We start from the raw sequence: 25,355 nt of genomic DNA on the forward strand, positions 1-25,355 counted from the left end.
CAGGCCAGGTGGACATGGGCCCTATTCAGCTTGTGGGTGGCAGTGGTTCCTGCACTGGCTGCCACTAGCGACAACAGACCGCTGCAAAGTCAGCGCAAATCACCCTCCCCGCTATGTACTACGCCGGCACCACGCCGGCTGCACTCAGGTGATATATGCCAGGCCTATGCCTGGGCACCCGGCAACTCCAGATGTTCCGGCCGAATCTCCGCATGACCGGCCAGCAGCAACGCGAAGTGAATGACGTTCTCCAGCTCGCGGGTATTGCCCGGCCAGCGATGCGCCTCCAGCACGGCCTGGGCCTGCTCGCCGAGTGCGGGAATCGCCAGGCCCAGGCGCAGGGCATGGATGCCGAGAAAATATTCGGCCAGCGGCAGGATGTCGCCGACCCGCTCGCGTAGCGCGGGGAAATGCAGCTGGCCGTCGCACAGATACGCGTACAGGCCTTCGTCGAAGGTTCCTGCAGCCACTGCACGGGCCAGGTCGATGCTGCTCGCGGCCAGCAGGCGCACGTCCACCGGTGTCGCCTGGCTGGCACCGACGCGGTACACCTCGCGGGTCTCCAGCGCCGCCAGCAGCTTGCGCTGCAACGCGCGCGGCAGGTCGGCGATCTCGTCCAGATAGAGGGTGCCGCCATGGGCCGAACCGAACCAGCCGGCCCGGCTACCGGCACCACCGGCATGGGCACCGCCGACGTGGCCGAACAGTTCGGCTTCGCCCCACTGCGGGCTGATCGTCGCGGCGCTCAGGGCCACGAACAGGCCGCCGCGTTCGCTATGCCGGTGGATGTAGCGGGCCAGCAGCTCCTTGCCGGTGCCGGTCTCGCCACGGATCAGCAACGGCTGATGCCCCGGCGCCAGGGCGTCGGCCCGCTCGCGCAGCTGACGCGAACGCGGGTCGACGAACACCAGCGCCTTGGCCCGGATGCTCAGGGGGTTCTGCGGCGCATCGGCGAAGGTCAGCGGCGGCGCATTCAATGTAGGCGGCATGGCCAGGACTCCAGTACCGGGCGGCTTACCCGAGAAGAAAAAGGAAGCGGGCGGCTGCCCGGCCCCGCCCCGAAAACTCAGGCGCGCCGGCGTTGCTGCTGCTCGATGCGGTTCTGCAGGCGATAGAGATGAGCGAAGCCCTGCTCCCAGTGGTGATGCCCGGATTTCACGTTGATATGCCCCACCCCGCTGAGCACCACTGCGTCGCTGCCCCAGTGACGCGCCATCTCGACGGCGCGTGCGGCGCTGGCGGCAGGATCGTTGTCGGAGCCGATCAGCTGACTGGGAAACGGCAGCAGGTCACGCGGCAGCGGCGCGAAGTTCTGCAGCGGCTCAGGGCAGCCTGGGCGCTCCACGTCCGCCGGCGCCACCAGCAACGCACCGCGCACCCGGCGCAGCAGCTCCAGCGGCGCCTGCTGCGCCCAGTGGGCGACGGTCACGCAGCCCAGGCTGTGGGCGATGAGGATCGCGGGGCGTGGATCGGCGGCCACCGCCCGATTCAGTTCGGCGACCCAGTCGGCGCGCTGTGGGCTGGCCCAGTCCTGCTGCTCGACCCGCGTACTGTTCGGCAGGCTGCGCTGCCAGTGGCTCTGCCAGTGCTCGGCGGACGAGCCCTGCCAGCCTGGCAGGATCAGATAACGGATTGCTTCGCTGCGCATGGTCGGCGCCTCCTGAGTCGAATGGCCCCAGTCTAGGCAGAAGCTTGCAAGCACAAAAAGAATAAGAATTCATTTGCTTATGCAAAAAAACACCAAAGCAAACATCGTCACCTAATATTCTTTTTTGATCTATAAATGTTCTTAAACATTATTTTTAAGAATATTAGCGCCTCCCTACTATCCGCTCCACGCCAACGGCGGTCGCCGTCCACCGTCATGGCGCCCATCCACAAGGAGCCTGGAAATGACTGCGACGCTGAGACACCTCGAAGGCCAGGATGACGCCAGCATCCTGCGCGAGATCCAGACCGCCCTGCAGGGCCTGAAATTCGGCGCGGTGGAAATCACCGTGCACAACGGCCAGGTCGTGCAGATCGAGCGCAAGGAAAAGATCCGCCTGCAACAACCGCACACCAAGAACTGACCCATGATGCAGCCCGACCGGACCACCGGAGGGCTACCGCCAACACCCGCACCCAATCCGTGAGGAGCTGCACCATGTCCATTCGCCGTTTCGCCCTGGCCACGCTGGCCAGCAGCCTGATCGCCGGCCCGGCCGCCGCCGCGCCGCTGCTCAACGTGTCCTACGACCCGACCCGCGAGCTGTACGTCGAGTACAACGCCGCCTTCAACAAATTCTGGCAGGCCCAGGGCAATCCGGCCGTGACCATCCAGCAGTCCCACGGAGGCTCGGGCAAGCAGGCCCGCGCGGTGATCGACGGCCTGCGCGCCGACGTGGTGACCCTGGCGCTGTCCGGCGATATCGACGCGATCAACCACAACCAGACGCTGATCGAGCCGAACTGGCAGGCACGCCTGCCGGACAACAGCACGCCCTACACCTCGACCATCGTGTTCCTGGTGCGCAAGGGCAACCCGAAGCAGATCAGCGACTGGGACGACCTGGTCAAGGACGGCGTCGAAGTCATCACGCCGAACCCGAAGACCTCCGGCGGCGCGCGCTGGAACTTCCTCGCCGCCTGGGCCTACGCCCGCCAGCAATACGGCAGTGAAGAGCAGGCGCTGGCGTTCGTCACCGAGCTGTACCGTCACGCCCCGGTGCTGGATACCGGCGCCCGTGGCGCCACCATCAGCTTCGTCCAGCGTGGCCTGGGCGACGTACTGCTGGCCTGGGAAAACGAAGCCTACCTGTCGCTGGCCGAGGAAGGCGGCGAACAGCTGGAGATCGTCACCCCGTCGCTGTCGATCCTCGCCGAACCACCGGTGGCCGTGGTCGACGCCAACGTCGACCGCAAGGGCACCCGCGCCATCGCCGAAGCCTATCTGCAACACCTGTACAGCGAGGAAGGCCAGCGCATCGCGGCGAAGAACTTCTACCGGCCGCGCAACGAAAAGGTGGCGGCCGAGTTCAAGCACCAGTTCAAGGATCTGCACCTGGTCACCATCGACAAAGACTTCGGTGGCTGGAAACAGGCACAGCCGAAGTACTTCGACGATGGCGGCGTGTTCGACGACATCTTCCAGAAGATCAACCAGTGATCCGAGCGCCACGGCGCGCCACCGGATAGCCGGTGATACGCCGTGCCGTGGACCTGCACAAAAGGACTGACCATGTCTCGTCGAACTTCCCCGGTCATACCCGGCTTCGGGCTGACGCTGGGCTACAGCATCAGCTACCTGGCGTTGATCGTGCTGATCCCGCTGGGGGCGATGCTGCTCTTCTCGCTGCAGCTCAGCGCCGAACAGTGGTGGCGCCTGCTCGGCAACCGCCAGCTGCAGTTCTCGCTGCAGCTGTCGTTCGGCACCGCCCTGGCCGCCGCCCTGCTCAACGGCATTCTCGGCACTATCGTCGCCTGGGTGCTGGTGCGCTACAGCTTCCCCGGCAGGCGCATCATCGACGCCATGGTCGACATGCCCTTCGCCCTGCCCACCGCCGTGGCCGGCATCGCCCTGACCGCGCTGTACGCACCCAACGGCCTGCTCGGCTCGCTGCTCCCGTTCAAGATCGCCTACACCCCGCTGGGCATCACCCTGGCGCTGGTGTTCGTCACCCTGCCGTTCGTGGTGCGCACCCTGCAGCCGGTGCTGGCGGACATCCCCAGGGAGGTCGAGGAGGCCGCCGCCTGCCTCGGCGCCAGGCCGCTGCAGGTGTTCCGTCACGTGCTGCTGCCGAGCCTGCTGCCGGCCTGGCTGACCGGCTTCGCCCTGGCCTTCGCCCGTGGCGTCGGCGAGTACGGCTCGGTGGTGTTCATCGCCGGCAACATCCCGCTGCAGACCGAGATCCTGCCGCTGCTGATCGTCGCCAAGCTGGATCAGTACGACTATCCCGGCGCCACCGCCATCGGCGTGATCATGCTGCTGGTGTCATTCATCCTCCTGCTGCTGATCAACCTGCTGCAGCGCCGCATCCAGCCGCCCATCTGAGGAGCCGTCATGAGCCTTGCAACCCTTGGCCGGCAAGCCGCTACACGCCCCGCCAGTCGCTCGCCCGGCGCCATCGCGCTGATCGTCATCGCCTGGACGGTATTCGCCGTCATTCTCCTGTTGCCGCTGTACATGGTGCTGACCCAGGGCCTGAGTCGCGGCCTGGCGTTCTTCTGGGAGGCGATCCGCGAGCCGGACGCCATCGCCGCCCTGCAACTGACCCTGCTGGCCACCGCCATCTCGGTGCCGCTGAACCTGGTGTTCGGCGTCGCGGCCGCCTGGGCGGTGAGCAAGTTCGAGTTTCGCGGCAAGAGCCTGCTGGTCACCCTGATCGACATGCCGTTCTCGGTGTCGCCGGTGGTCGCCGGGCTGATCTACGTGCTGCTGTTCGGCTCGCAGAGCGTCTTCGCGCCGTACCTGGACAGGCACGACCTGCAGATCGTCTACGCCGTGCCGGGCATCGTCCTGGCCACCCTGTTCGTCACCTTTCCCTTCGTCGCCCGCGAGCTGATCCCGCTGATGGAGCAGCAGGGCAGCACCGAGGAAGAGGCTGCGCGCCTGCTCGGCGCCAGTGGCTGGCAGATGTTCTGGCATGTCACGCTGCCTAACGTAAAATGGGCGCTTATCTACGGCGTGGTCCTGTGTACCGCCCGTGCGATGGGCGAATTCGGTGCGGTATCGGTGGTCTCCGGGCATATCCGCGGTTACACCAACACTCTGCCGCTGCACATCGAGATTCTCTACAACGAGTACAACATCGTCGCCGCCTTCAGCGTCGCGATCCTGCTGCTCGTGATGGCCCTGGTGGTGCTGCTGCTTCGCCAGTGGAGCGAGGCGCGCCTGAGCCGCCAGCTACAGGCCAACCGAGAAGACTGACTGCCGTCACGCCGCCAGGAGCGGCATGGCCCACGGAACAACCAGGAACATCAGCCATGAGTATCGAAGTCAAAGGCGTCAACAAACGGTTCGGCCAGTTCACGGCGCTGAACGACATCAATCTGAACATCCAGAGCGGCGAGCTGGTGGCCCTGCTCGGCCCGTCCGGTTGCGGCAAAACCACCCTGCTGCGCATCATCGCCGGCCTGGAAACCCCGGACAGCGGCAGCATCGGCTTTCACGGCGAGGACGTATCCGACCACGACGTGCGTGATCGCAACGTCGGCTTCGTGTTCCAGCACTACGCCCTGTTCCGCCACATGACGGTGTTCGACAATGTCGCCTTCGGCCTGCGCATGAAGCCCAAGGGCGAGCGCCCGAGCGAGGCGAAGATCGCCGAGAAAGTGCATGAACTGCTCAATCTGGTGCAGCTCGACTGGCTCGGCGACCGCTATCCGGAGCAGCTCTCCGGTGGCCAGCGCCAGCGTATCGCCCTGGCCCGCGCACTGGCGGTGGAGCCCAAGGTGCTGCTGCTCGACGAACCCTTCGGCGCCCTCGATGCCAAGGTGCGCAAGGAGCTGCGCCGCTGGCTGGCGCGCCTGCACGAGGAAGTGCACCTGACCAGCGTGTTCGTCACCCATGACCAGGAAGAGGCGATGGAAGTGGCCGACCGCATCGTGGTGATGAACAAGGGCGTGATCGAGCAGATCGGCTCGCCTGCGGAGGTCTACGAGTACCCGGCCAGCGATTTCGTCTACCACTTCCTCGGCGATGCCAACCGCCTGTACGTGGGCAGCGATCACCATGTGCTGTTCCGCCCGCACGAAGTGGATCTGTGCAGCGAACCGGCCGCCGATCACCAGGCCGGTGAAGTGCGCGACATCCGCCTGCTCGGCGCCATCACCCGCATCACCCTCAAGGTGGAAGGCCAGGACGAGCTGATCGAGGCCGAGGTGGCCAAGGACCACGCCAGCCTGGACAACCTCGCGCGCGGCACCACGCTGTACTTCAAGCCCAAGGGTGGCAAACCGGTCAGCGCCCAGGCCTGAGCGCCGCGAACGGTTCCAGCGCCTACTCCAGGGCGATCGCCATGATCGCCCTGCGCCCCCCTGGCGAGACCTGCAGCGCACGCGAGCCCTGGCTGCGCCGCAGCCAGCCTTCAGCCTCGCACAGCGCCAGCAACGCAGCGCCCAGCGCCCCACCCAGATGCGGCTTGCGCTCGCTCCAGTCGGGGCAGGCGCAAAGCCGCTGACGGCGCTGCCGTTGCACCTGGGGCCAGTCGATGCCCAATGCCTGCAAGCGCTGCTCACCCGTCGCGGTGATGGCCAGTGTGCCGTCCTGCTGCGCCAGCCAGCCGGCCGCACACATGCGCGCGAAGACCCCCACCGCCAGCTCACCGGCCAGGTGGTCATAGCAGGTGCGCGCCTCACGCATCGCCTGCGGCGTACCCCGCGACGCCGGCACAGGACGCGACTGGCGCGGCTGTGCGGCGAGCGCCGCACTGGCCAGCGCCTCCACCAGCTGCCCCACTTCCGGGCCGGCCAGGCGGTAATAACGATTGCGCCCATGGCGCTGCTGCACCAGCAGGCCGCCTTCGACCAGCTTGGCCAGGTGCGCGCTGGTCGAGGATGGCGACAATCCGGCCAGCAGCGCCAGCTCGCCGGCAGGGCGTGCGCTGCCGTCCATCAGCGCCCAGACCATGCTGGCGCGTCCGGCATCGGCGAGCAGCGCGGCGATCGAACTGAAACCCGGTGCGTATTCCATAATTCACCTCATGACGAAACATGGCGTGCATGACACGTGAATACTGGCAGGCAACGTCAACCAGAGCCAGCCAGGGAGAAACCCGATGCTCGCCGTGATCTTCGAAGTACAGGCCCGACCAGGCCAGCAGCAGGACTATCTCGACCTCGCCGCCGGGCTGCGCCCGCTGCTCGCCAGGCAACCCGGCTTCATCTCCATCGAACGTTTCCAGAGCCTCAGCGAACCGGGCAAGATCCTCTCGCTGTCGTTCTGGCGGGACGCCGCCTCGGTCGAAGCCTGGCGCCAGCACCAGGAGCACCGCAAGGCGCAGACGGCGGGGCGCGAAAGCGTCTTCGCCGACTATCGCCTGCGCGTGGCCCAGGTACTGCGCGACTACGGTCTGCACGAGCGCGAGCAGGCCCCCGCCGACAGCCAGGCCATGCACCACAGGGGAGCCTCACGATGACCGAGTACCTGCCACTGATCCTCGCCACCTTCTTGCTCGCCGGCATGGTCAAGGGCGTGGTCGGCCTCGGCCTGCCCACCATCGCCGTGGGCCTGCTCGGCCTGCTGATGGCGCCCTTGCAGGCCGCCGCGCTACTGATCATCCCCTCGATGGTGAGCAACATCTGGCAGCTGTGCGACGGCCGCAGCCCGCTGCCGATGCTGCGCCGTCTGTGGCCCATGCTGCTGGGTATCGTCGCCGGCACGCTGCTGGTCGCCGCTGCGCTGCACAGCCTCGACCTGCCCGGCGCCAGCCGCTGGCTTGGCACGGCGCTGGTGCTCTATGCCGTGCTCGGCCTGGCCAGGGTGCAGGTGCGCGTCGCCGCGCGATACGAGCCCTGGCTGGCGCCGCTGATCGGCGCCGTCACCGGGGCGATCACCGCCGTCACCGGCGTCTTCGTCATCCCTGCGGTGCCCTACCTGCAGGCCATCGGCCTGGAAAAGGACGACCTGATCCAGGCCCTCGGGCTTTCGTTCAGCGTCTCCACCCTGGCCCTGGCGGCGGCGCTCGGGCACAGCGGCGAACTGTTGCAGCCGGCGGTGCTGGGCCTTTCGGCCCTGGCCCTGCTGCCCGCCCTGCTGGGCATGGCCGCCGGCCAGTGGCTGCGCAAGCGCATCAGCGCCGAGCGCTTCAAACGCTGGTTCTTCATCGGCCTGCTGCTGCTCGGCAGCGAACTGGCCCTGCGCGGCTTCTGAGCGCAAGCGTCAGATGGCGGCCGCCTGCGAGTGGCGGAGGCCGAACCACTGCAGCTCGGCCAGCAGCGCCACCGCCAGCGCCTGGGCGACGACGAAGGCGTAGCCGAACAGGTTCGGCGACAGCCAGCCGATCAGCAGCACCAGCAGGCTGTCGATCACCCACAGGGCATTGACCGCGATGACCGCCCAGACGACCTGGCGGCTGATCTGCTGGCGGTTGGACAACCACACCAGCAGCGCGGCGAATGGCAACAGGGCGCTGCCGGCGACCAGCAACAGCAGGCGCGGCAGTTCGAGGAAGGCGCCCAGCCAGCCGGCCGCCAGGACCAGCAGCAGGCCGGTGACGCCGCTGAGCAGGCCGTCGAGCAACAGCGCATCACGCAGCATGGGGTTGGGTTGCAGTACGTTCATGGCAAGTTCTCCACAGGGAGCACCGGGGTGGTGCCTGGCCTACAGACTTCGCCGAAACGCACGGGCCGTCGATTACCTATCAGGTAATGGCCGACATGACCTGGCTGGACTATCGTGCTGGCCATGACTACGAACTCCCAGACCGCCGGCGCCCTGTTGCGCCAATGGCGCCAGCGGCGCCGCCTGAGCCAGCTCGACCTCGCCTGCGAGGCGGAGATATCCACCCGCCACCTGAGCTTCGTCGAGACCGGCCGCGCACAACCCAGCCGCGACATGCTGCTGCACCTGGCCGAGCAGCTGGAGATTCCCCTGCGCGAGCGCAACCGCCTGCTCAGCGCCGCGGGCTTCGCCCCGCTGTACAGCCAGCACGACCTCGCCGACCCGGCGCTGGAGCCGGCGCGCCAGGCCATCGACCAGTTGCTCAAGGCCCATGAACCCTATCCCGCCCTGGCCATCGACCGGCAGTGGAACCTGCTCGCGGCCAACGCCTCGGTCGGCCCCTTTCTCGTCGGCGTGGCAGACGACCTGCTCGGCCCGCCGCTCAACGTGCTGCGCCTGTCCCTGCACCCCGAGGGGCTGGCCCCGCGCATCGTCAACCTGGCGCAGTGGCGCGCGCACCTGTTGCTGCGCCTGCACCGCGATGCCGAGATCAGCGGCGACCCGCAGCTCCTGGCCCTGCACGAGGAACTGCTGACCTACCCGGCGCCGGAGGATGAGGGCGAAGCCTCTGCAGAGACGGTCCTGATGCCGGTGCAACTGCGCACCGAAGCCGGCGTGCTGAGCATGATCAGCACCACCACCGTGTTCGGCACACCGAACGACGTGACCCTGGCCGAGCTGGCCCTGGAAACCTTCTTCCCGGCCGACGCCTTCAGTGCCGAGTACCTGCGCAACCTGGCAAAAGCCCCCGAACGGTAGCGATTTCCGACGAAATCACTCTTTCGGGTCATGCTCGCTCCGGCATGACGCAGTAGTCTTGACGCTGTGTCATTGACGCCGCCCCGCTCAAAACAATAACAAGGAGCACCCGGATGCGCTGTAAAGCACTGCTACGCCATGCCTTTCTCTGGTCGCTGGGCCTCTTCGTCGGGCTCTCGCCCATGGCCTTCGCCGAGGCCGTCAGTCCGCAGGAACAGATCCAGATTCACGCCTGCCGCGCGACCAGCAGCCTGATGCTGTTACGTGGCGAGGGCTTCCAGAAGGTCCATCGACAGCGCCTGGAGGCCGACCTGGCCGCTCTGGCCGGCGCCATGCAGAGCCTGCCGCAGGGCAGCAGCGAGCTCACCAGCGCCCACCACGCCCTCGTTACCCAACTGCGCAACGGTGTTTCCTATGGCCCCGGTGACGAGAACGTGCCCTGGCGCTTCCCGGAGGACCTCAGTCGCGCCTTGCGTGATTTTCTCGCGGCGGCCAGGGGGCTGCCGGGCGCGCCAGGGCAGAGCGAACTGGCGGCGAAGGTCGAGTACCTGGGGGTGCAGTACCTCGCCCGCTCCTACCTGGGCACCTTCGAGATCGCCCGCGAGCACCCCGACACCTACCTGGGCCAGGACGAACGCCTGCTGCTGCCGGCCATCGACCAGGAACTGCAGGCCCTGGATGCCAAGACGGACCCGCAGGTGAACAAGCTGCAGACCCGCTGGGGCTACCTGCGCGCCGCGCTGGCCGACATGAACAGCCAGAGCAACACGCTGGAGAGCGTGTCCGGCCGCCCCTTCGCACCGATCACCGTGGACCGCCACGCGCGCTCGCTGACCGCGCAGTGGATGGCGATGTTCTAGCCCAGCCGTGCCGGGTAGCCGCAGAAGCCGGCTCGCCGGCGCATGCGCCCGTCAGCCGGGCGACTCAGGCCAGGGCCTTCTTCTCGCGAATGCAGGTCGGCCCGGCGATTTCCACCACTGCGTGCTCGACCTCCTTGCGCAGGCCAAGCAGGAAGGCCAGCTCGGCCACCACGAACAGCGGGCCGACCATCAGCCCCATGACGTCATCGACGAACGCCGGCTTGCGCCCTTCGTAATAGTGGCCGACGAACTGGATGACCCAGCCGACCACGAACAGGCCGAGCCCCGCCGACAGCCACAGCGCCGTGCCGGCCACCGCCAGCCCGGCAGCAGCCCACAGGCACAGCGCCAGCAGCAGGCTCATGACCAGACCGAAGCGGGTATCCAGGCGCAGGTAGAACAGCGCGGCGGCCAGCGCCACCAGGGTGGCAGGCGCCAGCCACAGGCCGAACAGCGCGAAACCCGGGCGCGAGAGCAGCACGGCGACCGCCAGCACGATCATCGGGATGCCGATGAAATGGCTGGCGATGTTGCGTCGGTCGCGGTGGTAGGCGGCATACTGGGCCAGGTGATCGACGAGGGTTTTCATTGTTATCGTCCTCAGCAGGGGAACAGGCCCCGCCATGATCACCTCGTGCCGGCGCATCGCTCTGTCGCCTAGCCGACAATGACATCGACGGCCACAGCGCCCTACAGGAGCCGACATGCCCGACCCTCGCACCTACGCCAGCCTGCTCAACCAGGGCCACTGGTTCGCCGCGCTGCCTGCGGCGCTGAGCCAGACCCTGCTGGAGATGGCCAGGGTGCAGCGCCTGGATGCCGGCCAGCGGCTGTTTCGCCGTGGCGACAGACCCAGCGGCCTGTACGCGGTGGTCGAAGGCGCGGTGCGCGTCGGCGCCATCGGCGAGAACGGCAAGGAAGCCCTGCTGACCCTGGTCGAGCCGCCGTACTGGTTCGGCGAGATCTCCCTGTTCGACGGCCTGCCGCGCACCCACGATGCCTTCGCCGAAAGCGCCAGCACCCTGCTGTTGCTGCCCCAGGCCGAGCTGCTCGCCCTGCTCGAACGCCAGCCGCAGCACTGGCGCGATTTCGCCCTGCTGATGAGCCACAAGCTGCGCCTGGCCTTCATCGCCCTGGAAGACATGAGCCTGCTGCCGGCCGCGCCACGCCTGGCCAGGCGCCTGCTACTGATCGCCGAGAACTACGGCGAGAGCGAGCCGCGCCGGGTGCTGCACCTGGCCCAGGAACAACTGGCGCTGATGCTCTCGCTGTCGCGCCAGACCACCAACCAGATTCTCAAGGAGCTGGAGGCCCAGGGCGTCGTGCGCCTGACCTACGGCGAGATCGAGATTCTCGACTTCGAGCACCTGCGCCGCGCAGCGGACAGCTGATCGTCTATGCATCGGGCAAGACGCGCTACGCTGTCGCCATGTGTCCAGCCAATCTGAGGTGCTGCTCTCGTGTACCTTCACCGCGTAATCATCTTCAGCCCACAACCCGACGTACTTGCAGCGTTCTACTGCCGCGCATTCGGCATGCGGATCCTCTCGGTCGAAGGGTCGTTCGTGGACATTGGTCCCGCAGACTCGCCGACCTCACGCATTGCGTTCCACAAGGGCACACGCTCACCTGGCACGTCGATCAAGCTGTGCTTCCACAGCGCCGATGTAGCCGCTGAACGAGAGCGCCTGATGGACCTTGGCATACAGATGGGCAAGGTGCAGGGCAACGCCGAATCGCTGTGCTTTTGCGACGGCCAGGATGCAGAAGGCAACGCATTCCAGATCACCAATCGCGCCTGATCCGCTATGTGCCCCAGTGCTGAACAGGCTTTCGTTACTGATCGAGCACCTGCGCCAGCTGGCCTCCTGAACCGCTGGCGCCCTGCCACTGTCCAAGCCCTGTCTCTCATCCTGCAGGAAGCCTCATGCCCGACAACCTCCACACGCCACTGCCCGCGGTGCTGGCCGGCCCGCTGCTGCGCCGCCTGGAGCCCGGCCGCCTGGTACTGTGGCTGGTGGCCAGTCGCGAGCTGAGCCTGCAACTCTGGCTGCACCCCGACGGTGAGGAGCCGCGCACCCTGGCCCTCGACGCGCATTGCCAGCAGTTGCCGCTGGGCCGGCATGCGGTCCTGCATCTGCTCGATGTGCCCCTCGAGCGCGCCCTGCCCCAGGATGTGCGCATCGCCTATGACCTGCAGATCATCGCGGCTGACGGGACGCGCGGCATGGCCGACTGGGCGGCGCACCTGCTCCACGACGGCGCCGAGCACGCCGATTTCGTCCTGCGTGCACGGCTCGACCAGTTGCTCCACGGCTCCTGCCGCAAGCCGCACCATGCTGCCGACGATGGCCTGCTCTGCGCCGACCGCCTGCTGGCCGAGCCACACGACGCCACGCAGCGCCCGGCCCTGCTGCTGATGAGCGGCGACCAGGTGTACGTGGATGACGTCGCCGGGCCGATGCTGTGCGCCATCCACCAGCTGATCGCCCGCCTCGGCCTGTTCGACGAGCAGCTCGAAGGCGCCGTGGTCGAAGACAGCCAGGCGCTCTACGCCGATCCGGTAGGCTACTACCGGCGGGCCGAGCTGCTGCCCGAGATTACCAGCAACCAGACCCTGCGCGACAAGTTCTTCGGCGGCGTGAAGAAACCGATCTTCACCAGCAGCAGCGCCGACAACCACCTGGTGACCTTCGCCGAGATGATCGCCATGTACCTGCTGGTCTGGTCGCCCGTGCCCTGGACGCTGATCGAGGAAACGCCCCCGCCACTGGACGAGCAACGCCAGCAGCGCTACGCCGACGAACGTCAGCGCATCGCGGCATTCCGCCAGGGGCTAGGCCAGGCCGCCCGCGTGCTGGCCCACCTGCCGACGCTGATGATCTTCGACGACCATGACGTCACCGACGACTGGAACCTGTCCGCGCGCTGGGAACAGACCGCCTACGGCCATCCGTTCTCCCGGCGCATCATTGGCAACGCCCTGCTCGCCTACCTGCTGTGCCAGGGCTGGGGCAACGACCCGCAGGCGTTCGCCGAGCCGCTGCGGGCCTGCCGCGACCTGCTCCTGCAACGCCAGGCGAACGACCACCTGCAGGCCAAGGCGCAGGACGCGCTGATCGGGCAACTGCTGGAGTTCCAGCACTGGCACTACGTGCTGCCGACCACCCCGGCGCTGCTGGTGCTCGACACCCGCACGCGACGCTGGCGCAGCGAAGGTCATCTGTCGAAACCCTCCGGGCTGATGGACTGGGAAGCGCTGTGCGACTTCCAGCAGGCGCTGCTCGATCACCCCAGTTGCATCATCGTCTCCGCCGCGCCGATGTTCGGCGTCAAGCTGATCGAGGGCATCCAGAAGCTGTTCACCTACGCCGGCCATCCGCTGCTGGTCGATGCCGAGAACTGGATGGCCCATCGCGGCGCAGCCAGCGTGATGATGAACATCTTCCGCCACTCGCGCACGCCTGGGGACTTCGTCATCCTGTCCGGCGACGTGCACTATTCCTTCGTCTACCGGGTGAACATCCGCCTGCGCCGCAACAGTCCCACCATCTGGCAGATCACCAGCAGCGGCATCAAGAACGAATTCCCGCACAGGCTGCTGGACTGGTTCGACCGCCTCAACCGCTGGCTCTATGCCCCCTGGTCGCCACTCAACTGGCTGACCAAGCGCCGGCGCATGCGCGTCACCCCGCTGATCCCCGACCGCAGCCGCTCGGGCGAGCGGCTGTGGAACGGCGCCGGCCTCGGCCAGGTGTTCTTCGACGCGCAGGGCCGTCCCGAACGCATCCTGCACCTCAATGCCGACGGCTCGAAACCGGTGACCTTCGTCGCCGAGCGCGACGAAGGTCCGGCAACGGTGGCGCAGCTCAGCTCTGCGCGTCGAACTGCAGCTCCGGAGGACGGCGGCGAAAGCCTCCGGTGAGCCAGGTCAGGTACAGGCCACCGAGCACCAGCCAGCTGCAGCCGAGCATGATCGCCAGGCGATCCAGGCTGACCATCAGCCATAGTGTCGCCAGCAGACCGAGCAACGGGCACAGCAGGTAGCGCAGCACCTGCAGCGGCCCCCGCGCCTGCGGCTGGCGGGCGAAGTGGACGATCACCGAGAGGTTGACCAGGCTGAAGGCGAGAAAGGCGCCGAAGTTGATGAAGGAGGTCGAGGTGGTGACGTCCAGCTTCAGCGCCAGCAGGGCCACGACCGCGCACACCAGGATGGCGCCCACCGGGGTGCCGAAACGCGGGCTCAGGGTGCCCAGCAAGGCCCGCGGCAGCACGCCGTCACGGCCCATGGCGAACATCAGGCGCGAGGCGCTGGCCTGGGCCGACAGGCCCGAGGTGAACTGGCCGACGATCAGACCGATCAGGAACACCGACACGAACAGGTCGCCACCGATGTTGCGGGCGATCTCGTAGGCCGCCGCATCGCTGCTCTCGAACAGCGTCGAGGGATGCGCCAGCTGCACGCAGTAGGCGGTGACCACGAAGATCAGGCCACCGATCAGGGTGATCAGCAGGATCGCCCGCGGGATGGTGCGCTGCGGTTCGTGGGTCTCCTCGGTCAGGGTGCTGACCGCATCGAAGCCGAGGAAGGAGTAACAGGCGACCGCCGCGCCAGCCATGACCAGCGACAGGTTCATGCCCTCGCCCAGGAACGGCTCCAGCGACCACAGCGGCTTGCTCGCATCACCCAGCACGTAGTGCACGCACAGCGCGACGAAGGCCAGCAGGACGAGGAACTGCACCAGCATCAGCACGCCGTTGATGCCCTTGGCCAGGCGCAGGCCGACCACGTTGATCAGGCTGGTCAGCACAATGAAGGTCAGCACCCACAGCGCCTGTGGCAAGCCGGGGAAGGCCGAGTGCAGGTAGGCCGCACCGATCAGCCAGATGGCCATGGGCAGGAACAGGTAATCGAGCAGCACCGCCCAGCCGGCGATGAACCCCAGGTGATCGTTGATACTGCGGCGCACGTAGCTGTAGGCCGAACCGGCCACCGGGAACAACCCGGCCATGCGGGCATAGCTGAGTGCCGTGAAGACCATCGCCAGCGAGGCGGCGACATAGGCCGAGGGCACCGCACCACGGGTGATCTCGGCGAGGATGCCAAAGGTGCCGAGGACGATGATCGGTGTCATGTAGGCGATGCCGAACAGCACCACCGCTCCCAGTGAAAGGGATCGTTGCAGACGAGCCATTGCTTGCTACTCCCGTTTTTTTGAAATTGTTATGGCAGAGCCGAAGTCGGCGAAAGAAAGGCGCGGCGAGGCCGCACGGGCGCTTCTGCGGCGCCCGTTCAAGGGAAATCAGGGAATCAGCAGCTCACGCAGGCCGCTGTCATGCTCGACACGCTCGCCAGGCAGCGGCATGCGTCGCTCGTCCAGGTAGCGATAGTCGCGGCGGGCCTCGGCCAGGCGCTGCATGTCCAGTTCGATGACCTGCCGGCAGGGTTCGCGACCCGCCTCCAGCAGCAGGCCGCCGCCGGGCTCGACCACCGCGCTGCCGCCGGCGAACACCAGGTTGCCGTCACCCTCGCCGACGCGGTTGACCATCACCGCGTAGGTCTGGTTCTCCATCGCCCGCGCCATGATCGCGGTGCGATGGGTCGGCCCGTAGGGGTCCATGTTGCCGTTGGTGACGATCAGCAACTCGGCGCCCAGCTCACCCAGGGCCCGGGCGCTTTCCGGAAACTCGATGTCGAAGCACACCAGCAGGCCGACGCGCACACCGTCGAGCAGCGCCGTGGCGTAGCGGTCGCCCGGGGTGAACACGCCCCGGTCGGAGGCCCACAGATGGGTCTTGCGGTAAGTGAGGACGGTATCGTCGCCATCGATCAGCAGCGTGGTGTTGTAGAACACGCCGTTGTCGTTCTCGGCAATGCCGATGGCCACGGCCACCCCCCGCTCGGCGGCGGCGCGACGGACCGCCCGCAGGCTCGGGCCATCGAGTGGCTCGGCCAGGGCGGCGACGTTCTCCGCCGTGGGGAAGCCGGTCAGGTAGGTTTCCGGAAAGACCAGCAGGCGGGTTCCGGCCGCGCAGCCGGCGATGGCGCGCAGCGCGGCAGCGAGGTTGTGGGCGGTATCGCCATCACGGCCAGCGAGCTGGACGAGTTCGACTTGCATGACAGGGCTCCGATTCTTGTTGTTGCACGACGCGTGGTGGCTACCCAGAATGCCGGCAGCCATCCGCCAGGGTTCGAGTATGGAGACAGGGGTGCCCGGGCGAAATCACGCATGCGGGGTAACCCCCCGGGGGTAGAGGCATGACCATGACCTTGCACGACATCGCCTTCCATCGCAGCGTCGCCGAGCTGATCGACGCGCTGCCGGGCCCTCACTTCTGGCGCGCCCTGCAGCGCACCCTAGGCCAGTACGTGGCGCACGACAGCTGGGTGGCGCTGATCTTCAGCGAGGGCCGCCCGCAGGTGCTGGCCGAGTGCAGCGGCGATGATGGCGAGCCCGACCTGCTGTTCCAGGACTACCTGCGCGGCCTCTACCTGCTCGACCCCTTCTACATCGCCAGCCGCGAAGGCCGCCGCGACGGCCTGGTGCGCCTGGGCGAGGTGGCGCCGGAGTGCTTCGAGCAGACCGATTATTACCAGCGCTACTTCCGCCTCAACGTGGTTGCCGACGAAGTGCAGATCAACCTGGCCCTGCCGGGCGAACGCACCCTGTGCCTGTCACTGGGCTCACGCCAGGTCTTCCGTCCCGAGCAGATCGCCCTGCTCGGCCTGGTGCAGCCCTGGGTCACGGCGCTGATGCGCCAGCGCCTGGCCTTCGAACCGGAGCCCGGCGAACCGAGCGCGCCCCCGCCCTGGCAGGAACGCCTGGAGCAGATGGCGCGGCACGTGGAGACCGCCCTGACCGGCCGCGAGCTGGAAGTCGTGCGGCTGATGCTCAGCGGCCACTCCAGCAAGGAAGTGGCGCGCAAGCTGGCGATCTCGGCGGAGACCGTGAAGGTGCACCGCAAGCATGTCTACAGCAAGCTGGGGATCAAGTCGCAGTCGGAACTGTTCGCCCTGTTCCTCCAGGCGCAGGGCGGCTGACGCCCCAGTCCCGGACCGCGCATGGGCGGCGGGGTCACGGGCTGGCCTCCGGTTCCGCCTGCTCTTCACGCCGGTACGCCCAGCGATACAAGGCCGGCAACACCAGCAGCGTCAACGCGGTGGACGACAGGATGCCGCCAATCACCACGGTCGCCAGCGGTCGCTGCACTTCGGCACCGGTACCGGTGGCCAGGGCCATCGGCACGAAGCCCAGCGACGCCACCAGGGCCGTCATCAGCACCGGGCGCAGACGCTGCAAGGCCCCTTCGGTGACGGCTCGCTGCAGGCCCATGCCCTCCTCACGCAAGTTGCGGATGAAGGAAATCATCACCAGGCCGTTGAGCACCGCCACCCCCGACAGGGCGATGAAGCCCACCCCGGCGGAGATCGACAGGGGAATGTCACGCAACCACAACGCCATGACACCCCCGGTCAGGGCGAAGGGGATGCCGGTGAACACCAGCAGGCCATCGCGCAGATTGTTGAACATCATGAACAGCAGCATGAAGACCAGCAGCAGCGCGACCGGCACCACCACCTGCAGGCGCCTGGCGGCGGACTGCAACTGTTCGAACTGCCCGCCCCAGTTGGTCCAGTAGCCGGCGGGCAGCTTCACGTCGCGGCGAATCTTCGCTTCGGCTTCCTCCACGAAGGAGCCGATATCGCGCCCACGCACGTTGGCGCTGACCACCACCAGGCGCTTGCCATTCTCGCGGCTGACCTGGTTGGGGCCGGGCGCCAGCTCCAGCCGGGCCACCTCCGCCAGGGCGATGAAGCCGACGCTGGTGGCGGCCCCGGCAGCCGGCACGGGGATCAGCAGACGCGACAGGCCGTCGATGTCGGTGCGCAGGTCTTCCGGCAGGCGCACCACCAGATCGAAGCGGCGATCGCCCTCGAACAACGTGCCCGCCCGACGGCCACCCACGGCAACGGCGACGGTGTCCTGAATGTCACCGACGTTCAGGCCATAGCGCGCGGCCTTGTCGCGGTCGATGGCCACGGTCAGCACCGGCAGGCCGCTGGTCTGCTCGGCCTTCACCTCGGATGCACCCGCGATGCTGCCCAGGGCCTGTGCCACGTCGGCAGCCATGCGGTTGAGCACGTCCCTGTCGTCACCGAAGATCTTCACCGCGACGTCGCTGCGCACGCCGGAAATCAGCTCGTTGAAACGCAGCTGGATCGGTTGCGACAGCTCGTAGTTGCTGCCCGGCACCAACTCGGCGGCGGCCTGCAGTTCGGCGATCAGGGTTTCCCGCGACTTGTCCGGATCAGGCCACTGCTCACGCGGCTTGAGCATCACGTAGCTGTCGGAAATGTTCGGCGGCATCGGATCGGAGGCGATCTCGGCCGTGCCGGTGCGGGCGAAGACGCGCTTCACCTCCGGCACCTGGGCCAGCAGGGTCTGCTCCAGGCGCATCTGCATCTCCACCGATTGGGTCAGGCTGGTGCCGGGCACGCGCAGCGCCTGCAGGGCGAAGTCACCCTCGCTCAGGCTGGGGACGAACTCGCTGCCCATGCGCGAGGCCAGGAAACCGGAGAACAGCACCAGCACCAGGGCGGCGCCGAAGGCCTGCAGGCGATAGCGCATGACCCACTGCAGCACCGGCTCGTAGGCACGCCGGGCGATGCGCATCAGCGCGTTTTCCTCTTCCTTCACCTTGCCGGTGACGAACAGGGCGATCGCCGCCGGGACGAAGGTCACCGAGAGAATCATGGCGCCGAACAGCGCAGTGACCACGGTGAAGGCCATGGGGTGGAACATTTTTCCCTCGACCCCGGTCAGGGCGAAGATCGGCAGGTACACCACCATGATGATCAGCTGGCCGAAGATCAGCGCGCGGCGCGCCTCCCTGGAGGCAGCGAACACTTCGTGCAGGCGCTCGCTGCGGGTCAGCTCGCGACCGTGCTTGTGCTGCGCGTGGGCCAGGCGGCGAATGGCGTTCTCGACGATCACCACCGCACCGTCGACGATGATGCCGAAGTCCAGTGCCCCGAGGCTCATCAGGTTGGCACTGACCTTGTTGCCGAACATGCCGGTGAAGGTGAACAGCATCGACAGCGGAATCACCATGGCCGTGATCAGGGCGGCACGGATGTTACCGAGGAACAGGAAGAGGATGACGATCACCAGGATCGCGCCCTCGATCAGGTTCTTCTTCACCGTGGCGATGGCCTTGTCCACCAGGTTGGTGCGGTCATACACCGTCACCGCCACCACCCCTTCGGGCAGCGAGCGGTTGATCTCCTCCAGCCGCGCGGCCACGGCCTGGGATACGCTGCGGCTGTTCTCGCCGATCAGCATGAACACCGTGCCCAGCACCACCTCGCGGCCGTTCTCGGTGGCGGCGCCGGAACGCAGCTCACGCCCGAGCATCACCTGCGCCACGTGACTGACGCGAATCGGCGTGCCATCGACGTTGGCCACCACGATGTTGGCGATATCCTCCAGCGTGCCCAGCTGGCCGGGGGCCCGCACCAGCAGTTGCTCGCCGTTGCGCTCGATGTAGCCGGCGCCGACGTTGGCATTGTTGCGTTCCAGCGCCAGCAGCAGTTCGCCCAGCGTCAGCTTGTAGGCGGCCAGGCGCTTGGGATCGGGGGCGATCTGGAACTCCTTGGCGAAGCCACCGATGCTGTTGATCTCGGCCACGCCAGGCACCGTGCGCAGTTGCGGCTTGATGATCCAGTCCTGGATCACCCGCAGATCGGTCGGCGTATAGGGCGTGCCGTCCTCCTTGAGGGCGCCCTCCTCGGCCTCCACCGTCCACAGGAAGATCTCGCCCAGGCCCGTGGAAATCGGCCCCATGGAGGCCTCCACCCCCTCGGGTAACTGCTCCTTGGCAGCCTGCAGGCGCTCGTTGACCAGCTGCCGGGCGAAGTAGAGGTCGGTGCCGTCCTCGAAGATCACCGTCACCTGCGACAGCCCCGAGCGCGACAGCGAGCGGGTCTGCTTCAGGTGCGGCAGGCCGGCCATGGCCGTCTCGATGGGAAAGGTGATGCGCTGCTCGGTTTCCAGCGGCGAGAAACCATCGGCAGCGGTGCTGATCTGCACCTGCACGTTGGTGATGTCGGGAACGGCGTCGATCGGCAGCTTCTGATAGCTGGCCACACCCACCCCGGCCATCGCCAGCACGGCCAGCAGCACCAGAAAGCGCTGCTCGATGGCGAATTGAATGATGCGCTCAAACATGAGGAATACTCGTCGGTGAGGGTCAGTGCGCGTGCTCGGCGCTGGCTTTGCCCAGTTCGGACTTGAGAATGAAGCTGCCGGCAGCCGCCACCCGCTCCCCGGCCTTCAGGCCCTCGCGCACCTCCACGAAGCCGTCGCTGCGGCTCCCCAGCGTCACTGCACGAACGTCGAAACCCTCGTCGGTGCGCACGAAGACACTGCTCTGCTGCTCGACCTCCTGCACGGCCGAAAGCGGGATCACCGCCTTGGCCGCATGGCGTTCGGTGGCCAGTGCGACGGAGACGAACAGGCCGGGGCGCCATACGCCATCGGCGTTGTCCAGGGTGATGCGGCCCGTGGCCGTGCGCGTCTGCTCACCCAGCAGGCGGCTGACATAGGCAACCTTGGCGGTCGTCTCGCGCCCCAGTTCAGGGGCAATGACGCGCACGTCCTGGCCAACCCGGACCCGTTCCAGGTCGCGCGGAGACACGCTGAAAGTGACCCACACGCGGTTCAGGTCGGCCACGGTGAAGGCCGCACTGCTTTCGCCCACGACCTCGCCCGGCACCAGGTGCTTTTCCACTACCACACCGGCAAAGGGGGCACGCAGCTCGTAGCGACTGCCGTCACCGGCATCGCCCTGGGGATCGAGGGTCCTGCCCTTCTGCCGGGCGTTGGCCAGGGCGATCTGCGCCTCCTGCAGCGCCTGCCTGGCCTGCAGGTAATCCTGTTCGGCGGAGATGCCGTCCTGCCACAGCTGGCGCTCACGCTCGAAGGTGGTGCGCGCCAGCTCGAGGCGCCGTGAGGCCGCCGCCAGTTCGCTGCGCAACTCGGAAACCTGCTGGCTGACGATCACCGCCAGCGCCTCGCCAGCCGCCACCTTCTGCCCCAGGCCGACCAGCACCCGCTCGACCACCCCGGCACTGGGCGGTACCACGTGCGCCGTGCGCTCCTCATCGAAATTCACTTCGCCAGGAAGCGAGATATAGGTGCTCATACTGCGTGCCTGCGCTTCGGCGAGCTCGATACCGGCAGCGGCGATCTGCACGTCGCTGAGCTGCAGCCCACCCTCCTCGGCATGCCCCTCTGCCGACTCATCGCCTTGTGCATGACCATCGCCGTCCTCGGCATGCTCTTCGTCGGCACTCGCGGCCTGCGCCGCGCCGAGCGGATTGACCCCGGTCGCGTAGCCATTGCCGCTTTCCGCCAGTCGATGGCCCATGTCCGCAGCGAACTGCCCACCGTTGTAGAACAGCGCCCCACCCACAAAACCCACGGCCATGGCGGCCGTGATGGCAACACCGAGTTTCTTCTGCATGAACAACCCCAAACAGTGATCAGCGCCGGCATCGCACCGGCCTTGGTGACAAGGATTCAGTACCCATCCGTGCTGGCGGAGAGATCGCCGTAGATGCGTTCGAGCCGGACCCAGGCGGCCAGCGCTTCGTCGAGCGCCAGCAGGTAGCGCGAGCGAACGTCGATCAGGGTGCGCTGGGCATCGAGCACATCGATGAAGGCGAACTTGCCCATCTGGAACCCCCGCGTGGTGCTCTCCAGCGCCTGGTCGGCGGCGCCCAGCAAGCCGTCCTCGAAACTGCGGATCGCCCCCTGCGCCGTGCGCCATTGCTGGTGAGCCTGCTGCACCTCGCTGCGCAGGCGCAGCTGCGCCGCATTGCGCAGGTCGCGCGCCTGCTCGGCCCGCCGCGAGGCGGCCAGCACGTTGCCCTGATTGCGGTCGAACAACGGCAGCGGCATGGACAGCCCGAGCAGATTCACCCGCTCGCGATCCTCACGGCTGTACTGGCTGCCGAGGCTGACCGTGAGATCGGCAATGCGCCGACTCTTCTCCACCGCGATGGCGGCCTCCTGGCGCTCGATCTCGATCTGCGCCAGACGCATCGGCGCGGCACTGTCCAGACGGCGCAACAGCTCTGTCACACCCGGTAGCGCGGGCAGGCTGGCGGCATCGCCGCTCAGCTCCAGCTCATCCGCGCTGGCCTGCGGGCCGATGACCGCCAGTAGCTGGCTCATGGCATTGCGCCGTTGATCGCGGGCACGCGCGGTTTCCAGGCGCACCTCGTCGAACTGCAGGCGGGCCCGTGCGACCTCCAGCGGGGACGCCTTGCCCGCCTTGACTCGCGCCTCGACCACCGCGACGCCACGCTCACTCAGCGCTTGTGCCTGTTCGGCCAGGGTCTGGCGCATCGTCGCCAGCAACGTCCCCTGAAATGCCGCCACCACCTCGGCACGCAGTTCGTTGCGCAGTTGCTCCTGGCCTATCGAGGCGCTGTCGATACCGCGCTCGGCCAGCTCGATACGGGCACCGCGCTTGCCCCCCAGTTCGATCGGCTGGCTGATCTGTACCGTGGTGGTTCGCGTCGCACTGCGCGTGTCCTCCACCTCCCAGGACAACTCCGGGTTGGGCAGCACCCCGGCCTGCCTGCGCTCGCCCTCGGCAATGCCGGCATTGCGTTCACCGGCCAGCAGCGACGGGTTGCCTTGCAGGGCTCGTTCCCACGCCTGGCTCAGCGTGATCGCTGTCGACGCATTGGCCTGGCCCAGGGTGAACACGAAAGCAGCGGCCAGGCCCCATACTTCAGCAACTTTCGAATATCGCCTCGACAAGTTCTTTCCTCCACACCGATATAAATCCGCAGACATGCGTGCACGTCTCGGCAAACTTCATTCGGTGCAGAATTTAGGGAGCCCCACCTATCGACGGAGTGACTGCAAAATTACAAATCCGTAATACTCAGCCACAGAATAATGCCCTGTATTAACATGCAACTCACACACGCAAAGTCATCTATCAAGTTATAACAAGACATATATCAACTTCACCAATCCACAACTAGAAGAAACCCTATAAGTTCATGTAACGCCCTGAAACAAATGGCCTTCCTTGACTCTGTAGCCACTTCAAGGTTCATCATTGCGTGTCTGGACATCGCGCACTGACGTTGCCGTATTCGATAACAACCGCGACTCGAAAAACTCCTTATCAATTTCACCAAGGTTATCCCGCGTATGCGAATCCTGATCGTTGAGGACGAGCTTAAAACTGCCGACTATCTCCACCAGGGCCTGAGCGAAAGTGGTTATATCGTCGATATTGCAACCAATGGTGTCGACGGCCTGCATATGGCAGCGCAGTCTGCCTACGAGTTGGTCATACTCGATGTCGACCTGCCGGAAATCGACGGCTGGGGAGTACTCGCCAGCATCCGCCGCAACAGCCGCACCCCGGTGATGATGCTGACCGCACGCGGCCGGCTGGCTGACAAGCTGAAAGGCTTCGACTCCGGCGCCGACGACTATCTGGTCAAGCCATTCGAGTTTCCCGAACTGCTGGCCAGGGTCCGCTCGCTGCTGCGGCGTGGCGAACAACCGAGCGTCCCTGACGTCCTCAAGGTCGACGACCTCGAACTGGACCCGGCCCGTCATCGCGCCTACCGCAGCGAACAGCGCATCGACCTGACCACCAAGGAGTTCGCCCTGCTGCACCTGCTGATGCGCCGCAGCGGTGAGGTGCTCTCGCGCACCCAGATCATTTCTCTGGTCTGGGACATGAATTTCGATTGCGACACCAATGTCGTGGAAGTCTCGATCCGGCGCCTGCGTGCGAAGATCGACGACCCCTTCGAGAACAAGCTCATCCACACCCTGCGCGGTGTCGGCTATGTGCTGGAAGCCCGTTCATGAGGCCCGTCCGGCTGTCGAGCCAGCTCAGCCTTTCCGTCGCCCTGCTGGGTTTGCTGCTGGTTGCGCTGCTCAGTGCCCTGGCCTACTTCTCGCTGAGCCGACAACTCGACGGCATCGCGACACAGAACCTCGAGGACAAGCTGCAGCAGGTTCGCCATGCCACCCGCGAAGTCGCCTTGCGTCCCGAAGTGGGCGACCAGATCCACAACATCAGGGACCTGATCAAGGGCCACGACAATCTCTCGCTCATCCTGTATGACGATGGCCCTGAGCCGCGTGTCCTGTTGCGCGTGGGCAACCTGGCGGACCTGCCACCCCTGTCGAAGAGTTCGAGCGAGGCCGTGCGTTTCGAGCGCTGGCAGGACGCCCTGGGCGATGAGCGGATGACGGCCTCGCAGCTGATGGTACGCAAGGATGGGACACGCATCCGAGCCGTGCTCACCCTCGACCGCGCCAGCGACCAGGCACTGCTGCGCGCCTATATCGAATCCACGCTGATCGCCCTGCCTTTCGTGCTGCTACTGATCGCCGCAGGCGCCGGATGGATAGCCCATCGCGGCCTCAGCTCGCTGCATCAGTTCCGCAGGATCGCCGAACGCATATCGACTCAGGACCTGAGCCACCGCCTGCCGCTGGAGAATCTGCCCCGCGAGCTTCGTGAACTGGCCAGTGGCATCAACTTCATGCTCCATCGCCTGGACAGCGGCGTGCAGCAGCTCTCGCAGTTCTCCGATGACCTGGCTCACGAGCTGCGCACCCCCATCACCAACCTCATCGGCAAGGCGCAGGTAACGCTATCGCGAGAGCGGCCGCCCGAGCAGTACAAGCTGGTACTGGAGAACTGCACCGAGGAGCTCGGCCGGGTCACGCGTATCGTGTCGGACATGCTGTTCCTGGCCCATGTCAGCCATCCCGCCGCGCTGATTCCTTTCGAAGAGATCGCCCTGCACGAAGAAGCCCGAAAGGTCGCGGAACTCTTCGCCCTCATGGCCGAAGAGAAGCGCATCCTGCTCGACGTCGCCGGCCAGGCAACGATCGAGGGTGACCGCCTGATGGTGCAACGGGCCATCTCCAACCTGCTGTCCAATGCCATTCGCCACAGCCCGGAAGGGGCGACGGTGAACATGAGGATCAGCGCAGGGCCCTCGGAGGTGACGCTGGTGGTGAGCAACCCGGGTCCCGGCATCCCGCCCGAGCACCTGCCCAGGCTGTTCGAGCGCTTCTACCGGGTCGACCGCGGACGCTCGCGTGCCGACGGCGGCACCGGCCTGGGCCTGGCCATCGTGCGTTCGATCATGAGCCTGCATCAGGGCCAGGTTAACGTCAGCAGCATCGTGCACGAGAGCACCATCTTCACCCTCTACTTCCCCACCGTGGCGCGCCCCTGAGGCAGCTCGCGCCACC

General features: G+C 66.6%; 25 protein-coding genes. 15 read left to right on the forward strand and 10 right to left on the reverse strand.

What is annotated here, in order from left to right; translation table 11 throughout:
* Positions 1-164: 164 nt before the first annotated feature.
* Both FIV02_RS23225 and FIV02_RS23230 read right to left on the reverse strand, forming a co-directional pair.
* Positions 165-989 carry a sigma 54-interacting transcriptional regulator gene (locus FIV02_RS23225; RefSeq protein ID WP_134677659.1) on the reverse strand — a complete coding sequence of 275 codons (825 nt, stop codon included), beginning with the start codon at positions 987-989 and terminating at the stop codon, positions 165-167.
* Positions 990-1,066: 77 nt separating this feature from the next.
* Positions 1,067-1,648: an alpha/beta hydrolase gene (locus tag FIV02_RS23230; protein WP_037051273.1), complete on the reverse strand. Its 582-nt coding sequence runs from the start codon at positions 1,646-1,648 to the stop codon at positions 1,067-1,069.
* Between the two features lie 244 nt (positions 1,649-1,892).
* Here FIV02_RS23230 and oscA point away from each other — a divergent pair, with 244 nt between their 5' ends.
* The 5 genes from oscA (at position 1,893) to FIV02_RS23255 (ending at position 5,958) form a co-directional block, all read left to right on the forward strand.
* Positions 1,893-2,072, forward strand: coding sequence for a sulfur starvation response protein OscA (gene oscA / locus FIV02_RS23235; RefSeq protein WP_152489919.1), 180 nt, complete (start codon positions 1,893-1,895; stop codon positions 2,070-2,072).
* 74 nt (positions 2,073-2,146) lie between these two features.
* Positions 2,147-3,148: a sulfate ABC transporter substrate-binding protein gene (locus tag FIV02_RS23240; RefSeq protein WP_152489920.1), complete on the forward strand. Its 1,002-nt coding sequence runs from the start codon at positions 2,147-2,149 to the stop codon at positions 3,146-3,148.
* Between the two features lie 72 nt (positions 3,149-3,220).
* On the forward strand, positions 3,221-4,033 hold the full coding sequence (gene cysT, locus FIV02_RS23245; RefSeq protein ID WP_150607018.1) for a sulfate ABC transporter permease subunit CysT: 813 nt from the start codon (positions 3,221-3,223) through the stop codon (positions 4,031-4,033).
* Positions 4,034-4,042: 9 nt separating this feature from the next.
* Complete coding sequence (cysW, locus tag FIV02_RS23250) at positions 4,043-4,909, forward strand: sulfate ABC transporter permease subunit CysW (RefSeq protein WP_152489921.1); 867 nt, start codon at positions 4,043-4,045, stop codon at positions 4,907-4,909.
* Between the two features lie 56 nt (positions 4,910-4,965).
* Entirely contained in the window at positions 4,966-5,958 is a 993-nt protein-coding gene (locus FIV02_RS23255) for a sulfate/molybdate ABC transporter ATP-binding protein (RefSeq protein WP_047587121.1), read from the forward strand.
* A 22-nt stretch (positions 5,959-5,980) separates the two neighbouring features.
* Here FIV02_RS23255 and FIV02_RS23260 read toward each other — a convergent pair whose 3' ends face one another.
* The gene (locus FIV02_RS23260; protein WP_134677656.1) at positions 5,981-6,673 is read right to left on the reverse strand and encodes a helix-turn-helix transcriptional regulator; all 693 of its coding nucleotides are present in this window, start codon (positions 6,671-6,673) and stop codon (positions 5,981-5,983) included.
* Positions 6,674-6,758: 85 nt separating this feature from the next.
* Here FIV02_RS23260 and FIV02_RS23265 point away from each other — a divergent pair, with 85 nt between their 5' ends.
* Positions 6,759-7,118, forward strand: a complete 360-nt coding sequence (locus tag FIV02_RS23265; RefSeq protein ID WP_152489922.1) for an antibiotic biosynthesis monooxygenase — start codon at positions 6,759-6,761, stop codon at positions 7,116-7,118.
* On the forward strand, positions 7,115-7,852 hold the full coding sequence (locus FIV02_RS23270; RefSeq protein WP_152489923.1) for a sulfite exporter TauE/SafE family protein: 738 nt from the start codon (positions 7,115-7,117) through the stop codon (positions 7,850-7,852). Before FIV02_RS23265 ends, FIV02_RS23270 begins: the two co-directional genes overlap by 4 nt.
* Before the next feature lie 9 nt (positions 7,853-7,861).
* On the opposite strand, the gene FIV02_RS23275 is transcribed toward FIV02_RS23270, so the two are convergent.
* A complete protein-coding gene (locus tag FIV02_RS23275; RefSeq protein WP_152489924.1) occupies positions 7,862-8,263 on the reverse strand; it encodes a hypothetical protein in 402 nt (133 codons plus the stop codon).
* Between the two features lie 123 nt (positions 8,264-8,386).
* Here FIV02_RS23275 and FIV02_RS23280 point away from each other — a divergent pair, with 123 nt between their 5' ends.
* Both FIV02_RS23280 and FIV02_RS23285 read left to right on the forward strand, forming a co-directional pair.
* Positions 8,387-9,181, forward strand: coding sequence for a helix-turn-helix domain-containing protein (locus FIV02_RS23280; RefSeq protein ID WP_152489925.1), 795 nt, complete (start codon positions 8,387-8,389; stop codon positions 9,179-9,181).
* A 113-nt stretch (positions 9,182-9,294) separates the two neighbouring features.
* Positions 9,295-10,041 carry a hypothetical protein gene (locus FIV02_RS23285; RefSeq protein WP_152489926.1) on the forward strand — a complete coding sequence of 249 codons (747 nt, stop codon included), beginning with the start codon at positions 9,295-9,297 and terminating at the stop codon, positions 10,039-10,041.
* 64 nt (positions 10,042-10,105) lie between these two features.
* Here FIV02_RS23285 and FIV02_RS23290 read toward each other — a convergent pair whose 3' ends face one another.
* Positions 10,106-10,630 (reverse strand): DUF962 domain-containing protein, encoded by a 525-nt coding sequence (locus FIV02_RS23290; protein ID WP_037051246.1) that lies wholly within the window; start codon positions 10,628-10,630, stop codon positions 10,106-10,108.
* A gap of 115 nt (positions 10,631-10,745) precedes the next feature.
* On the opposite strand from FIV02_RS23290, the gene FIV02_RS23295 reads away from it, so the two are divergent.
* The 3 genes from FIV02_RS23295 to FIV02_RS24865 all read left to right on the forward strand — a co-directional run bounded on the left by FIV02_RS23295 (position 10,746) and on the right by FIV02_RS24865 (position 13,966).
* The gene (locus FIV02_RS23295; RefSeq protein ID WP_152489927.1) at positions 10,746-11,432 is read left to right on the forward strand and encodes a Crp/Fnr family transcriptional regulator; all 687 of its coding nucleotides are present in this window, start codon (positions 10,746-10,748) and stop codon (positions 11,430-11,432) included.
* A 69-nt stretch (positions 11,433-11,501) separates the two neighbouring features.
* Complete coding sequence (locus FIV02_RS23300; protein WP_152489928.1) at positions 11,502-11,843, forward strand: VOC family protein; 342 nt, start codon at positions 11,502-11,504, stop codon at positions 11,841-11,843.
* 125 nt (positions 11,844-11,968) lie between these two features.
* On the forward strand, positions 11,969-13,966 hold the full coding sequence (locus FIV02_RS24865; protein ID WP_172979190.1) for an alkaline phosphatase family protein: 1,998 nt from the start codon (positions 11,969-11,971) through the stop codon (positions 13,964-13,966).
* Here FIV02_RS24865 and FIV02_RS23310 read toward each other — a convergent pair.
* Positions 13,911-15,236, reverse strand: coding sequence for an APC family permease (locus FIV02_RS23310; protein ID WP_037051242.1), 1,326 nt, complete (start codon positions 15,234-15,236; stop codon positions 13,911-13,913). The genes FIV02_RS24865 and FIV02_RS23310 overlap by 56 nt on opposite strands.
* A gap of 108 nt (positions 15,237-15,344) precedes the next feature.
* Positions 15,345-16,160, reverse strand: a complete 816-nt coding sequence (locus FIV02_RS23315) for a carbon-nitrogen hydrolase family protein (protein ID WP_152489929.1) — start codon at positions 16,158-16,160, stop codon at positions 15,345-15,347.
* Positions 16,161-16,300: 140 nt separating this feature from the next.
* Here FIV02_RS23315 and FIV02_RS23320 point away from each other — a divergent pair, with 140 nt between their 5' ends.
* The gene (locus FIV02_RS23320) at positions 16,301-17,083 is read left to right on the forward strand and encodes a helix-turn-helix transcriptional regulator (protein WP_152489930.1); all 783 of its coding nucleotides are present in this window, start codon (positions 16,301-16,303) and stop codon (positions 17,081-17,083) included.
* 34 nt (positions 17,084-17,117) lie between these two features.
* Here the strand turns inward: FIV02_RS23320 and FIV02_RS23325 are convergent, their stop codons facing one another.
* From FIV02_RS23325 to FIV02_RS23335, 3 genes are read right to left on the reverse strand one after another with little or no spacing between them, the layout of a single operon-like run.
* Positions 17,118-20,270 (reverse strand): CusA/CzcA family heavy metal efflux RND transporter, encoded by a 3,153-nt coding sequence (locus tag FIV02_RS23325; RefSeq protein ID WP_152489931.1) that lies wholly within the window; start codon positions 20,268-20,270, stop codon positions 17,118-17,120.
* A gap of 22 nt (positions 20,271-20,292) precedes the next feature.
* Complete coding sequence (locus FIV02_RS23330) at positions 20,293-21,567, reverse strand: efflux RND transporter periplasmic adaptor subunit (RefSeq protein WP_152489932.1); 1,275 nt, start codon at positions 21,565-21,567, stop codon at positions 20,293-20,295.
* A 56-nt stretch (positions 21,568-21,623) separates the two neighbouring features.
* Positions 21,624-22,820, reverse strand: coding sequence for a TolC family protein (locus tag FIV02_RS23335; RefSeq protein ID WP_256663029.1), 1,197 nt, complete (start codon positions 22,818-22,820; stop codon positions 21,624-21,626).
* Positions 22,821-23,276: 456 nt separating this feature from the next.
* On the opposite strand from FIV02_RS23335, the gene FIV02_RS23340 reads away from it, so the two are divergent.
* Together FIV02_RS23340 and FIV02_RS23345 are read left to right on the forward strand one after the other, a co-directional pair.
* Positions 23,277-23,951, forward strand: a complete 675-nt coding sequence (locus FIV02_RS23340) for a heavy metal response regulator transcription factor (RefSeq protein ID WP_037051233.1) — start codon at positions 23,277-23,279, stop codon at positions 23,949-23,951.
* Positions 23,948-25,339, forward strand: a complete 1,392-nt coding sequence (locus tag FIV02_RS23345) for a heavy metal sensor histidine kinase (RefSeq protein WP_152489935.1) — start codon at positions 23,948-23,950, stop codon at positions 25,337-25,339. The genes FIV02_RS23340 and FIV02_RS23345 overlap by 4 nt, the downstream gene beginning before the upstream one ends.
* The last annotated feature ends 16 nt before the right edge of the window (positions 25,340-25,355 follow it).

This window comes from Pseudomonas sp. THAF187a (assembly GCF_009363395.1).
GTDB lineage: Bacteria > Pseudomonadota > Gammaproteobacteria > Pseudomonadales > Pseudomonadaceae > Aquipseudomonas > Aquipseudomonas khazarica.